The organism is Cellulomonas uda, from assembly GCF_006538705.1.
GTDB classification, from domain to species: domain Bacteria; phylum Actinomycetota; class Actinomycetes; order Actinomycetales; family Cellulomonadaceae; genus Cellulomonas; species Cellulomonas uda.
The window spans coordinates 1-11,447 of record NZ_BJLP01000075.1 but is presented as its reverse complement, the minus strand read 5'-3'; the positions used below and the strand labels follow the sequence as shown (position 1 = coordinate 11,447).

Sequence of the window (11,447 nt, the reverse complement as noted above, 5' to 3'; positions counted from 1 at the left end):
TGGCGGAGACGGTGGGATTTGAACCCACGGAAGGGTTGACCCCTTCACGGCCTTAGCAGGGCCGCGCACTAGACCTGGCTATGCGACGTCTCCAAGTGCGGACAGGGTACCTGTGCTGGTCGTCGTGCGGCAAAAGCCGTCCGACGACGCGTGCGTCACCGGTCGAACGCCCAGGTCCGGTCGGTCAGCATGCGGGCGACGGCCAGTCCGATCGAGAGGGACGCGACGACGAGCGCGGCCTGCACGCCGTACGCGAGCGCGGTGAGCGTGTCGCCGTCGGACAGGTGGAAGATCGCGCGGTACGCGAGCACGCCCGGGACCATGATGACGACCGCGGGGACCGCGACGGTCACGCGTGGGACGTCCCGCCGCGGGGCGAGGTACGCCGCGAGCAGGCCGACGACGAGCGCCGCGAGCGCGGCCGCGGCCTGGGTCACCACGCCCGCGTCGAGCAGGAGCAGCCGGCCGACGTTCGCGAGCATCCCGACGGTCGCCGCGAGCAGCGCCATGCGCCACGGGCTGTTGAACATCAGCGCGAACCCGATCACGCCCAGGAAGCTCGCGACGAATCGCAGCCCCCACAGCACGGCGGGCGCCAGGTCGGGCGCCGGCGGCACGTCCGGCTCCAGGCCGACGACCGACGAGACCGCCCACACCGCGAGCGCCGCGGACATCAGGACCATGAGCGCGTAGGTCAGGCGTGACAGGCCCGCGGAGAAGTCGAGGCGCGCGAGGTCCAGCGCGCCTGCGACCAGCGGGAACCCCGGGATGAGGAACAGGACCGCGGAGACGTAGCCGGCCTCGTGGCGGGTGGTGAGCGCACCGAGCTCGTGCAGGCCGGACACCAGGCCGAGGTACGTGAAGCAGGCCAGCGTCGCGGCGAGCATCGTCACGCCGAACGGGTTGTAGCCGCGGTGCAGCATCGCCCGGCGCAGCAGCTGCCCGAGCCCGGCGGCGATGAACACGCCCCCGACCTCGACGGGGCCACCGTTGTTGAGGAACGCGAACGCGGCACACGCGATCGCGGACCACAGGGCGTTGAGCAGCGCGGGGTAGAGCGCGGGCCGGGACTGGATGCGGCGCACCTCGTCGAGCACCTCGTCGACCGGGATCGGCACGCCCGTCTCGTCGTACCGGCGCTCGAACCGCGACACCATGCGCTCGATGAGCGCGAGCCGGTCCGCGTTGACGCCGACCGAGCGGACCTCCGCGACCTCGGTGCGGAACGAGCGCCCGCGGTGCGAGGTCGCCGTGATCTCGGTGAGCGTCACGTGCGCCTCGTGGCGCTCGACGCCCATCGCGCGGGCGATGCGGGCCATCGACGCCTTGACGCGGTACGAGCCGGTGCCGCCGGACAGGCTGAGCCGGCCGACCTGCAGCGCGGCGCCCGAGCGGCGGATCAGGTCGAGCTCGTCGTCGTCCGGGAGAGCCGTGGAAGGTGTCGTCACGGGGTCAATCCTGGCGTGCGTCGCCGTCGACGTACTGCCAGCCCTCGGGACCGCGCGCGAACCGGCTGAGCTCGCGCATCGAGCCCGGTCCGGCCGGGCCGCGGTGGAAGGCCTCGAACTCGACCGTGCCGTCGGTGTCGAACACGCCGCCGCCGCTCGTCGCGAGCACGTCCAGGCGGTACCACCGGACGTCGGGGTCCAGGTCGAGCACGGCGGGCCGGGTCGACGCGTGCCAGGTGCGCAGCAGGTGGGCGGCGTCCCCGACGGCGAACGCGCTGAACCGTGAGCGCATGAGCTGCTCGGCCGTGCCGGCGGTCCGGTCCTGGCGGTGCAGCGGGCCGCAGCACTCGTCGTAGGTCAGCCCGCTGGTGCACGGGCAGAGCGTCTCGGTCACGGCTCCAGTGTGCCCGCCGGGGCGTGGCCCGCCGTCGCCCATGGTCCCAGACCCCGAACCGGAGGATCCGTCCGCTCTGGGCGAATATGCGTTGACCTGCGCGGTCGACGCGAGGTCTGCTGGCTTCCGTCCGACGACGACGCAGGACACGTCGGGTGTCGCGCGCCCGGCGCGAACCGCGCGTATCAGGACGTGTCAGACCCCCTCGTTAGCGTCTGGCCCTCGAGCGGACGTCAGCCGGACGCCCTCCTGGACGGCCCCACGCACCGCTGTCTGGTGCACCTGTCCTGGACCCGTTCCTCGAGCCCGACAGCCCCACCCCACCACCACCGCGACCCTCGCTCCAGCCCGGCGCCGCGACCGTCCACCGACCTCACGCGCCACCGCGCGCCCTCACCCACGGAGACGACACGCCCATGTCCGAGCCACCCTCCACCACGACGGTCACCGCCGACGAGGTCGCCCCCGGAGCACCGGGAGCACCGCACGCGGCAGGTCCGGCCGCCCCCGACCCGCGACGCTGGCGGATCCTCGCCGTCGTCGCCGTCACGCAGCTCATGCTCGTCCTCGACGCGTCGATCATGAACATCGCGCTGCCGTCCGCCGCTGCCGACCTGAGCATCGCGGACGCCGACATCCAATGGGCCGTCACGGCCTACACGCTCGCGTTCGGCGGTCTCCTGCTGCTCGGCGGCCGCGTCGCCGACTACATGGGGCGCAAGCGCGCGCTGCTCGTCGGGCTCGTCGGGTTCGCGGCCGCGTCCGCGCTCGGCGGGCTCGCGACGAACGGCGCGACGCTGTTCGGCGCCCGCGCCCTGCAGGGCGTGTTCGGCGCGCTGCTCGCGCCCGCCGCGCTCTCGGTCATCACCGTCACGTTCACCGAGCCGCGCGAGCGCGCCAAGGCGTTCGGCGTCTTCGGCGCGATCTCGGGCGGCGGCGCCGCGATCGGCCTGATCGCCGGCGGCGCGCTCACCGAGTACCTCGACTGGCGCTGGTGCCTCCTGGTGAACCTGCCCATCGCGCTCGTCACGGCCGCCATCGGCGTGCGCGTGCTGCGCGAGTCGCGGGCGCACGGCGACACGCGGTTCGACATCCCCGGCGCGCTGCTGTCGACCATCGGGCTCGTGGCGCTCGTCTACGGCTTCACCGAGGCCGCGCGGACCGTCGTGCACGAGGACGGGACCGTGGGGACCGTGGGGTGGACCGACCCGCTGGTGCTGACGCTCCTGGGTGGCGCGCTCGTGCTGCTCACCGCGTTCGTGCTGCTCGAGCGGCGGGTGCGCAACCCGCTGCTGCCGCTGCGCATCGTGCTCGACCGCAACCGCGGCGGGTCCTACCTGATCTTCCTGCTCACCGGCGCGGGGATGATGTCGATGTTCCTGTTCATGACGTTCTACTTCCAGTTCGTCATGGGCTACGAGCCGCTGCGCACCGGGTTCGCGTTCCTGCCGTTCAGCCTCGTGATCATCGCGTTCGCGGGCGTCGTCGCGCGGCTGCTGCCCCAGACGGGTCCCCGGCCGCTCATGGTCACGGGCCTCGCGCTCGGTGGCACCGCGATGCTCCTGCTGACGCGCATCGAGCCCGGCTCGAACTACTGGACCGTGGTGTTCCCCGCGCTCGTGGTGATGAGCCTCGGCATGGCGATGGTCTTCATCCCGGTGTCCTCGACCGCGCTCGTCGGGGTCGGCGGGCACGACGCGGGGGTCGCGAGCGCCACCCTCAACACCGCGCAGCAGGTGGGCGGCTCGCTCGGGATCGCGCTGCTCAGCACGCTCGCGCTGGCCGCGACCACGGACAAGCTCGCGTCGCTCGCGGCCGGCGGGGCCGACCCGACGTCCGCCGCGACGCAGGCGGCCGCGAACGTCGCGGGGTACCACGTGGCCTTCCTGGTCGGGGCGTGCCTGTTCGCGATCTCGCTGGTGGTCGCGCTCGTCGTCATCGCGGCGCGACGGGACGACCTGCCGGCTCAGACGGCCGTTACCGCCTGACCGGTCCCGCCTGACCGGTGCGGATGACCGGTCCCGCCGGTGGCCCCGGGGCGCTCAGCCCCGGGGCTGCTGGTGGGCCGGCACGCCCTGCTGCGCGAGCCTCGCCGTCTCGGCCACGCGCGCCTCGACCTGGTCGAGGTACGTCCACGAGCCGTCGGCCCTCGCCCGCTCGACCACCGCACGACCCGCGTCCGTCATGCGCCCGTCCGCCTCGACGCGAGCCACCCGCTCCTTGTCGGTGCGCGACCACGGGCTCCCGACGCGACGCGGCGGGAACCACAGGCGCGAGCGCTCGGCGTCCACCGGGCCGGACATCGAGTCGACCCAGCCGAAGCAGAGCGCCTCCTCGATCGCCTCCTCGTAGGAGACCCGCGGACGGCCCGTGGCCGGCCGCCACATCACCAGCCACACCCCGTCCGCCCCCGAGCCGTGGTGCTCCGCGAGCCACGCGCGCCACTGCGGCACCGTCTCCGCGTGCACGTGCAGCGCCTGCGGGTCACGGGGTCCGGGCATCAGGCCTCCTCGAACGTCACCGACCGCTTCTCGACGTCCGCCTCGACGAGCCGCACCCGCACCCGCGTGCCCGCCTCGAGCCCCGCACCGGAGACGCGTGCGTGCACCACGGGGTCGGCGAGCTGCAGCACGCCCTTGGCGCCGCCACCCGAGACGTCGACGACCATCCCCTCGAACACCTCGCCCTCCCGGCCCGCGAGCAGCGCGGCCTCCACCAGGTCCAGGCACCCGCGCTCGTACGCGGACGCGCGGCGGTCCCCGGCCGACATGAGGTCGGGCAGGACGGGCAGGGCCTCGCGCACCCACGCGTCGGGCTCGGTGCCGGCCGCGACCGCGAGGCACACCTGCGTGGCGAACCGGTCGACGAGCCGGCGCAGCGGCGCGGTCACGTGCGCGTACGGCGCGGCGATCGCCCCGTGGCCCGGCTCGGCCGGGCGCTCGCCGTCGAACGCCGCGTACGCGGCACCGCGCAGCAGCGTGGTCGCGTCGGTGAGCACCGCGGCCTGCCGCGGGTCGGCGGCGTCGAGGCCCGCGAGGACCTCACCGGCGGGCGCGCCCTGCGGCCAGGCCACACCGAGCGCGAGCGCCGTGCGGCGCAGACGCGCGACGTCCTCCGGTCGCGACGAGGGCAGCGTGCGCAGCACCCCGATCCCGGCGTCCAGCATGAGCTCCGCCGCGCACATCCCCGTGAGCAGGGAGATCTGCGCGTTCCACTCCTCCACGGGGAGCGTGCGGCGGCTCACGAGGCGCCACGTCCCGTGCTCGTCGAGCTCGACCTCCTGCTCGGGCATCGGCAGCGTGATGCCGCCCCGCGCGCGCTCGGCGGCCTGGCGCAGCTCACCGACCTCGCGCAGCAGCGCGAGCGGGCCGTCGTCCGCCGCGAGCCCGGCGCCCGCGTCGATCGCCTGCTGCGCCTCGTCGTAGGTGAGACGGGCCGACGAGCGCACGGTCGCCCGCCGCACGACGACGCCGCGCGGCGCACCCTCGCCGTCGAGCTCGATCTCCCACAGCGCGACCGGGGCCTCCTGGCCGGGCAGCAGGCTCGCGGCGCCCTCGCTGAGCTCCGGCGGGTGCAGCGGCGTGCGACCGTCGGGCGCGTACAGCGTCGTGACGCGGCCGCGGGCCTCGTCGTCGATCGGGCCGCGCGGCTCGAGCCACGCGGCCACGTCGGCGATCGCGTACCGGACCAGGTAGCCGCCGCCCCGCCGCTCGACGTGCAGCGCCTGGTCCAGGTCCATCGACCCGGGCGGGTCGATCGTCAGGAACGGGAGGTCGCGCGCGTCCACGCGCTCGGCCGCCTGCGGGCCGGTGGTCGCGCGCAACCGCGCCTCCTGCAGCACCGCGGACGGGAACGCGGCGGGGACGTCGAGCTCGGCGCGGAGCGCGGCGAGGCCACGGCGGACCGCGACGTCGACGTCACGGTCCCGGTCGCCCGCGGCAGGCGGGAGCGGGCGAGGGACCAGACGCACATGACGACGGGGCACGGGCCGAGCCTAGGGCGAGCACCCCGCGTGGCGCGCGTGCGTCGGGCCCGGCGTCGCACCGGGCCCGACGCACGTCCTCAGGCCGCGAGCGCCCGGGACTTGCGGACGAACCCGAGGTCGAGCACGCGGATGATGCCCTGCTCCACGAGGTCCACGAGGAGCGGGAACGCCGTGCCGTCCAGCCGGTTCTGCGGGAACTGGACGACCAGGTAGTCGACGGGTCCCATCTCTTCCAGGTCCGTGGTCATCTCGTCCCCGTCTCCGGCGTCGAGATCCACGACCTGGACGTCAGCGGCGACGTCGACCTGACGGTCTTCGCGGGCGCCTCGTCGTCGCTCGTCGGGCAGGACGACCTCGACGAGGTGGGCGTCGCGCTCGAGCCCGGCTCCGCCGCCGGCGTGCTGGTCTACGAGAACGCGTGGGCCGCGCCGTTCGCGACCGCGCTGCGCAAGGGCGGCGGGCAGCTCGTCGCCGGCGGGCGCATCCCGATCCCCGCGATCATCGCGGCGCTCGACGCCGCCGAGAGCGCGTGACGCCCGCGTCCGCAGCGGCGTCACCCCGAGACACAGGAGGACGACATGCCAGGACTGATCCGCGGGGTGGCCCGCACCGCCGTGGTCGCCGGGACCGCGAGCGCCGTCTCCGGCCGGGTGCACCACCGCCAGCAGGGCCGCTGGGCGCGGCAGGAGGCACGGGCGGGCTACGCGCAGCCGACCTACGCCCAGCCCGCGCCGACCTACGCACCGCAGCCCGTCTACGCGGTGCCCGTCGACGCGCCCGAGGACGAGCCGTCGATGGACGAGAAGATCGCGCACCTCAAGGAGTTCGCTGCGCTGCGCGACTCCGGGGTGCTCACGCCGCAGGAGTTCGAGGTCCAGAAGGCCAAGATCCTCGGCTGAGGCGGCCGACGGCGGTGACGCGCCCCCGGGGGGATCCGTCGCGTCACCGCTGTCGGCGTGGGGGCGTCAGGCCTGCTGCTGGTCGGCCGGCGGGCCCGGAGGCACCTCACCCGGGGCCGGTGCCGGCGGGACCGTCGCCGCGTCGACGCCGTCCCGGCGCCCGGCGCGTCGGCGCAGCAGCACCACCGTGACCACGACGACGATCGCGACCACCACGAGGCCGACGAGCACCCACACCAGCGTGAGCACCGGGAACCCGTCGCTCGTGCCGTCCGACGCGACCGCGTCGAGCTGCACGACGTCACCGGCCTGCGCCTCCCACGTCACCGTGCTGCCGTCGATCGTCCCGTTGGACGACTCCACCTCGCCGGGGAACGTGAACGCGACCCGGACCTCGCCGCCGCTCAGCCCCGTCTCGCCACCCGCCGACAGGTCGAGCTCCCCGTCGACGACGAACTTGCCGTCCTCGTGCGTGACCTTCATGTCGTCGTCGCCGAACTCCGCCAGCGGGGTGTCGGCGAAGTGGTACGTGCGGCCGACGTACGTGTCGTCCTCGTACGCCTCCGACGACGTCGCCTCACCGTCGAACGGGTCCTCCGAGCCGAACGCCTCGTCGAACGTCATGCCCGTGCTCTCGAGCAGCGAGCTGCTCACCGCGAGCACCACGGTCCCGTCGACCGTGTCGTCGGAGTGGAACGTGAGGTCCATGTCGAGCTTGAGGCAGCCGGACAGGGTCAGCAGGAGTGCCGCCATCGCGGACAGGAGGGCGAGCGCGCGCACAGGGCGTCGGGTCGTGGACATGGCTCGATCCTCCCGCACCGCGGGCAGCGGCCGTGACGTACCCGCGCGTCGGTCGGGGACGCCGCCCGTTCAGCCCACCGTCCGGCCGTGCGAGAACACCCGTCCGGGCGCCACCCGCTCCCCCAGCAGCTCCGGGACCGTCACGAACCGGTACCCGTCGGCCACGAGCCCGTCGACCACGGCGGGCACCGCGTCGACCGTCGAGTCCTGCCAGTCGTGCATCAGCACCACCGACCCCGGCCGCACCTCCGCCAGCACCCGCTCGACCGTCCGTCCCGCGGGCGCCCCCGCCTCCCAGTCCGCCGGGTCCACGTCCCACAGCACCACGGCCTCGCCGTGCCGCGCGACCGCCGCGACCACGTCGTCGTCCAGGTCACCGAACGGCGGCCGGAACAGCGTCGTGACGACGCCCGTCGCGTCCCGCACCGCGTCGGCAGCGCGCGCGAGCTCGTCGTCGACCTCCGCCGCCGGCAGCTCCGGCAGGTGCGGGTGGCTCCACGTGTGGTTCGCCAGCGCGTGCCCCGCCGCGTGGACCGCGCGCACCGCGTCCGGGTCCGCCGCGACGTGCTCGCCCTGCAGGAAGAACGTCGCCCGCACACCCCGCGCCGCGAGCACGTCCAGCAGCCGCCGCGTGTTCGCGCTCGGCCCGTCGTCGAAGGTCAGCGCCACCACGCGCTCGTCGTCCCGCACGCGAGCAACCTACCCCCACCACCCCACACGACCCGCGCGCGCGGTACCGGTCGGGCTCTCGTTCAGGTTGCGCCTTGACCGGACCTTTCCGTTCTGGGATCGTCAGCGCCGCCAGGAGCGAACTGGACAGAGCGCCCAACCGCAGGTCCTGGCACACTGGGGCGCACAGCGCACACGAGGGGGCACGCATGAAGACGAGCACTCGGTCGTTGACCGTCGCTGCAGTCATCGTCCTTGGATTCGCGTTCGGGGGTGCAGCGAACGCTGCAACCCAGACGTGGGGGCCGAGAACGAAGACGTGGGACGGGGCCGTGCGGGTCGAAGCCAGTGGAAGCTTCTGGAACAACGCTGGAACCGCCAACAGCAAGGTCACGACCAAGGACCGCAAGGCCGACGGCAACGACGTTCACGGTGCGACGAACTTCTACATCAAGAAGATCGACAAGACGAACGGAACAACCTTCTGGACGTTCTTCGCCGTCAAGAGCGGGGACGACGTGTCCAACACGACGATCACGGACAGGTTCATCAAAACGTACCCCGCGTGGGCCAGCGATTACGACACCGACCAGATGCGTATCGGGGCGTTCTCGTGCGCGCAGATGGGGTGGCCGGTGCCCGACCAGTGCACCAGCGAAGCGATCCTGACCACGTCCTACTGAGCCGAAGCTTCCCTCTTGACTGGTACGCGCGTCGCAGACCTCACCGTTCAGCTCGGTCGGACCATCGCCCTCACGAACGTCACCGTCGCGTTCAGCAGCGGTGTGACCGCCGTCGTGGGCGCGAACGGGTCCGGGAAGTCCACGCTGCTGAGATGCATGGCAGGGCTGGTACGCCCGCACGCAGGGTCGGTCCATGTTGCGGGGCACTCGCTCGCGACCCCTGACGGGCGACGAGCCGCCCGAGCCGCCTTGGGGTACCTGAGTCAACGGACCGACTTCCCCGGGTCGTACACGGTCCGGGAAGCGTTGCGGTACGGCGCATGGTTGCATCGGGTGCCTCGTGCGGAACGTGAGTCGACGGTTCGGGACGCGGTCGAGCGGTTCGCTCTGACGGACCATCAGGTCGCTGAGCTGCGCACCCTGTCAGGCGGGACTCGGCAACGCGTCTACATCGCGTTGGCGTCGATCCACCGGCCCAGTGTTCTGATGCTCGACGAGCCGTCCGTCGGGTTGGACCTTGCTCAGAGGCACGCGCTTCGTGAGGTGATCCACCGGGCGTCGCAGGACAGCACGGTGGTCGTCACAACGCACGACATCGACGACCTCGTGAGCATGGCTGACAGGCTCGTCGTTCTTGCCGAAGGGGTCGTGGTGTTCAACGGCACCGTGACCGAGCTCGACGCGACCGGTGACCGCAGCAACGTGGAACGTCAGGTGCGCACACTGATGACAGGCGCACAGGTCGCATGACGGCGCTGGTCGAGCAGGCTGCTGGCGCCGGTCGTGTGAGCGCGTCGCGCAGGTCCCTGCGAACCGAGCACTGGGCTGCGATCGCCACCGTTGGGCTGCTGGCTGCGCACATCGGGTTGCGGGACGGGCAGTGGACGCACGAGTGGACCCTGAGCATCTGGCAGTACTCGTTCGCGACGATCATGCTGGCGCCCGCGTGTGCGGGATTCGGCGCCTGGAAGGCTGTCGCCGCCGCCAAGGCCTACGCGGACGGTGCGGCGGCGGCTGGACGGCAGACGGCCGTTGTGTGGCGCTCCACGCTCGTGGTGTCCGGGTGGGTTCTGGCGGCGTTCCTCGCCGGGTTCCTCGTGGTGCAGACCGTCATGCTGTTCGCAGGGCCTCCCGGAGCGCCTGCACCGAGCGACTACCTTCCGGTGCTGTCGTGCGTGGCGATGCTCGTCGCGTTCACGAGCTTTGGCTGCTGGGTCGGGTGGCGTGTGCGGTCGTACATCGCGCCGCCGTTGCTTGCGCTCGTGTGCTTCGCCGGGTGCGTGGCGTTGTACACGACGTCGTTGTCGTTCCTGTCTGACACCGGCGGGGCAACTGGAAGTCTCGTGGGTCTGCGACCGAACCCGGCGCGAGTTCTGCTGCAGCTGGTGGTGTTCGGGTTGTTGACCGTGGTGTTCACGGTCTCGGCCGGGAAGGACGCGTATCGGACGGCTCGCGCCCGGTTCGGCATGGGCGCCTTGGCAGTTGTGGCGGTCGGGGCAGTGTTGGTGGGCGCGCTTGCTGGGCCGGAGCGTCTGTTGCCCGACCCGAACGACCCGGTTCGGTGCGCTCAGGCTGACGGTGGCCCTCGGGTGTGTGTCGGCCCGGGGTACGCCGACGAGGCTGGTGAGATCTCGGCGGCGCTCGCTGCGCCCGTCGCGAAGCTGCGCAGCGCGGGTGTGGACGTCGACCTCGGGCGGTTCGACCAGCGGCCCTCAGCCCCAGGCGCACATGTGGTGAACCCGGGGATGCTGACTCGGGGGGCGTTGGCTGCACCCCAGTACGTCGCGAACACGGTGATGAGCTCGACGTGCGCGCTCGAGCCGGATGCTGCGACCGCGTTCGGTGTGCTGGCGTGGTGGCTCGCTCCGGATGGTCGTGAGCGTGACAGCCTCGTGGCGCCCGGAGAGGTGTCGTCCGCGTTGCGGTCGGCGGACCCCGCGGTCTTCGGCCCGGAGGTGCGAAGGCTCGTGAGCGTTCTGCGCGAATGCTGATGCGACTTCGAGACGCCCTGCTCGTGTGGCGCCGGCGTGGAATGGTGTTCGTGCTTGCTCACGCTGCGACGCTTGCGGGTGTTCTGCTGGTCATTCCGCGCGGGCAGCAGGAGGTCCCCGGTCGGCTCGGCATCTACACGTTCGTGTGGCCGCTGGTTCCCGCTGTCGCTGCGGTGTTCCTTCCGTTGGTGTCGATGCGAACGTCGAGCAGTCAAGATCGTGTGGCTCCCGCTTACGCGACGAGGAGAGGGCTCGATCTTGCGGTGTTCTCGACGTTCGCGGTTGCGGCTGTGGTGTGGCGGAACGATCTGGACGTCAGCGTCCTCGTGCGGAACGTCGCGCTGTTCATCGGGCTGACAGCCGTGTGCACCCGTGTGCTCGGGCCCACGGCAGCCTGGGTTGTTCCCGCTGGCGTCGTGATGATCATGTGGCTGCTCGGTACGGGCAACAGTGGGCAGCCGTACGGTTGGGCTGTCGCGCTCCATCCTGCGGGGTCGGCGCCAGCGCTCGTGGTGGCTGCGGTGGCCGCCGCTGTGGGAGTGCTCGGGTATCTGACCGAACCAGCGCGGGACTAGTT

Annotated in this window: 13 protein-coding genes, 1 tRNA gene and 1 pseudogene; 7 read left to right on the top strand and 8 right to left on the bottom strand. The window is 72.6% G+C overall.

All coding sequences use genetic code 11. The annotated features are described in order from the left end of the window. From CUD01_RS15680 to CUD01_RS15670, 3 genes are all read right to left on the bottom strand, one after another. Nucleotides 1-93 (bottom strand) — tRNA-Ser (locus CUD01_RS15680). A 62-nt stretch (nt 94-155) separates the two neighbouring features. Further along, complete coding sequence (locus CUD01_RS15675; protein ID WP_141322442.1) at nt 156-1,448, bottom strand: threonine/serine exporter family protein; 1,293 nt, start codon at nt 1,446-1,448, stop codon at nt 156-158. Nucleotides 1,449-1,452: 4 nt separating this feature from the next. Further along, entirely contained in the window at nt 1,453-1,884 is a 432-nt protein-coding gene (locus tag CUD01_RS15670; protein WP_141322441.1) for a YchJ family protein, read from the bottom strand. A 374-nt stretch (nt 1,885-2,258) separates the two neighbouring features. Between CUD01_RS15670 and CUD01_RS15665 the strand changes: the two genes are divergently transcribed. Continuing rightward, nucleotides 2,259-3,830 carry an MFS transporter gene (locus CUD01_RS15665; RefSeq protein ID WP_141322440.1) on the top strand — a complete coding sequence of 524 codons (1,572 nt, stop codon included), beginning with the start codon at nt 2,259-2,261 and terminating at the stop codon, nt 3,828-3,830. A 54-nt stretch (nt 3,831-3,884) separates the two neighbouring features. Here CUD01_RS15665 and CUD01_RS15660 read toward each other — a convergent pair whose 3' ends face one another. The 3 genes from CUD01_RS15660 to CUD01_RS15650 form a co-directional block, all read right to left on the bottom strand. Beyond that, entirely contained in the window at nt 3,885-4,343 is a 459-nt protein-coding gene (locus CUD01_RS15660) for a YdeI/OmpD-associated family protein (protein WP_141322438.1), read from the bottom strand. Further along, nucleotides 4,343-5,827 carry an RNB domain-containing ribonuclease gene (locus tag CUD01_RS15655; RefSeq protein WP_244937808.1) on the bottom strand — a complete coding sequence of 495 codons (1,485 nt, stop codon included), beginning with the start codon at nt 5,825-5,827 and terminating at the stop codon, nt 4,343-4,345. Before CUD01_RS15655 ends, CUD01_RS15660 begins: the two co-directional genes overlap by 1 nt. 77 nt (nt 5,828-5,904) lie before the next feature. Continuing rightward, a complete protein-coding gene (locus CUD01_RS15650) occupies nt 5,905-6,075 on the bottom strand; it encodes a DUF6325 family protein (protein ID WP_208405283.1) in 171 nt (56 codons plus the stop codon). Between the two features lie 114 nt (nt 6,076-6,189). Between CUD01_RS15650 and CUD01_RS17425 the strand changes: the two genes are divergently transcribed. Both CUD01_RS17425 and CUD01_RS15645 read left to right on the top strand, forming a co-directional pair. Then, nucleotides 6,190-6,360, top strand: a complete 171-nt coding sequence (locus CUD01_RS17425) for a hypothetical protein (protein WP_166772038.1) — start codon at nt 6,190-6,192, stop codon at nt 6,358-6,360. Nucleotides 6,361-6,405: 45 nt separating this feature from the next. Then, nucleotides 6,406-6,726, top strand: coding sequence for an SHOCT domain-containing protein (locus tag CUD01_RS15645; RefSeq protein ID WP_141322436.1), 321 nt, complete (start codon nt 6,406-6,408; stop codon nt 6,724-6,726). 66 nt (nt 6,727-6,792) lie between these two features. Here CUD01_RS15645 and CUD01_RS15640 read toward each other — a convergent pair whose 3' ends face one another. Both CUD01_RS15640 and CUD01_RS15635 read right to left on the bottom strand, forming a co-directional pair. Further along, the gene (locus CUD01_RS15640) at nt 6,793-7,527 is read right to left on the bottom strand and encodes an LppM family (lipo)protein (RefSeq protein WP_141322435.1); all 735 of its coding nucleotides are present in this window, start codon (nt 7,525-7,527) and stop codon (nt 6,793-6,795) included. Nucleotides 7,528-7,596: 69 nt separating this feature from the next. Next, nucleotides 7,597-8,217: a polysaccharide deacetylase family protein gene (locus CUD01_RS15635; RefSeq protein WP_141322433.1), complete on the bottom strand. Its 621-nt coding sequence runs from the start codon at nt 8,215-8,217 to the stop codon at nt 7,597-7,599. A 188-nt stretch (nt 8,218-8,405) separates the two neighbouring features. Here CUD01_RS15635 and CUD01_RS15630 point away from each other — a divergent pair, with 188 nt between their 5' ends. The 4 genes and pseudogenes from CUD01_RS15630 to CUD01_RS15615 all read left to right on the top strand — a co-directional run bounded on the left by CUD01_RS15630 (nt 8,406) and on the right by CUD01_RS15615 (nt 11,445). Next, nucleotides 8,406-8,879, top strand: coding sequence for a hypothetical protein (locus CUD01_RS15630; RefSeq protein WP_094181663.1), 474 nt, complete (start codon nt 8,406-8,408; stop codon nt 8,877-8,879). Between the two features lie 54 nt (nt 8,880-8,933). Further along, nucleotides 8,934-9,629: pseudogene (locus tag CUD01_RS15625) on the top strand (ABC transporter ATP-binding protein); the annotation flags it as partial. Next, the gene (locus tag CUD01_RS15620) at nt 9,626-10,870 is read left to right on the top strand and encodes a hypothetical protein (RefSeq protein ID WP_094181661.1); all 1,245 of its coding nucleotides are present in this window, start codon (nt 9,626-9,628) and stop codon (nt 10,868-10,870) included. The pseudogene CUD01_RS15625 and the gene CUD01_RS15620, both read left to right, overlap by 4 nt. Continuing rightward, entirely contained in the window at nt 10,864-11,445 is a 582-nt protein-coding gene (locus CUD01_RS15615) for a hypothetical protein (protein ID WP_141322431.1), read from the top strand. The genes CUD01_RS15620 and CUD01_RS15615 overlap by 7 nt, the downstream gene beginning before the upstream one ends. Nucleotides 11,446-11,447: the final 2 nt, after the last annotated feature.